2 protein-coding genes are annotated in these 1,028 nt (G+C 45.5%); both read left to right on the top strand.

The genetic code is table 11. From position 1 onward, the window contains the following. Nucleotides 1-651 (top strand): tRNA lysidine(34) synthetase TilS (gene tilS / locus R7O13_RS24630; protein ID WP_318304905.1); only part of this gene is annotated, 651 nt, incomplete at its 5' end. Between the two features lie 56 nt (nucleotides 652-707). Continuing rightward, a complete protein-coding gene (locus R7O13_RS24635) occupies nucleotides 708-1,019 on the top strand; it encodes a c-type cytochrome (RefSeq protein WP_020838641.1) in 312 nt (103 codons plus the stop codon). Nucleotides 1,020-1,028: the final 9 nt, after the last annotated feature.

A 1,028-nucleotide genomic window follows, 5' to 3' on the forward strand; every position in this document is an offset into this window, starting at 1 on the left:
TGTGCTCAGCAAGAATCGTTATTGGATGAGCTCTTAGGTTCGGTGTTTGCGCGTGCTTTACAGGCGGATTTGAGCTTAAGTATTGATGAGTTAGCTATCCATAGTGAATTAGCTCAAGCGCGTTTGATTCGTATGTGGTTGAGTAAATTGAATGCCAATATGCCGAGTCAAACTCAATTGCGCTTGATTTGGCAAGAAGTGGCATTGGCGCAACAAGATGCCAATCCAAAGCTTAAACTCAAACAAGGAGAGATCCGACGCTTCCAAAACAAATTGTACTGGGTTACGCCTCATGCCGATGTGACGAGTTGGCAAGGCCATATCCAAATCGATGAGCCACTGATTTTACCAGAGAGTCTGGGAACGTTAACGCTTAGTACGGGTTCTCATCAGCCAAATATTTCGCTGCCATCACACCCCGAGTTATTGAGGGTTACTTTCAATCCCGAAGGTTTGTCGGCACACCCCACAACACGTAGTCGCAGTCGTAAACTGAAAAAGTTATTCCAAGAATACAATGTGCCAAGCTGGTTACGTCGTCAGATCCCGATTTTGATGTACAAAGACCAAGTTGTTGCAGTCGCAGACTTGTTTGTGGATCAAACATTTAGTGGCCAAGACTGTGAACTCATTTGGCGCAAGCCTTTGTAATTCATGTCACAATATCGACCATAACTATCTCAAATAAAAAACGATTAGGTGAAGCAATGAAGAGAGTAATGATCGGTGCAGTGGCTGCACTAACCATGTTGAGTGGCCAAGCTCTGGCGGGTGATGCCGCTGCGGGACAAGCTAAAGCTGCAGTATGTGCGGCATGTCATGGCGCAGACGGTAACGCGACGATTCCAGGCTACCCAAATTTGAAAGGGCAAAACGAGCAGTACATCGTGAGCTCAATCAAAGCTTACAAAAACAAAGAACGTAACGGTGGTCTTGCTGCGGTAATGCAGGCTCAAGCGTCGCTGCTTTCTGATGACGATATTGCAAACCTTGCCGCTTACTACTCAAGTTTAAAGTAAGTAAAAAGT

The organism is Vibrio sp. Y176, from assembly GCF_033438945.1.

Bases quoted from the DNA above. Each gene is read 5' to 3' on its own strand.
- R7O13_RS24635 (WP_020838641.1), top strand. From the start codon at position 708: ATGAAGAGAGTAATGATCGGTGCAGTGGCTGCACTAACCATGTTGAGT.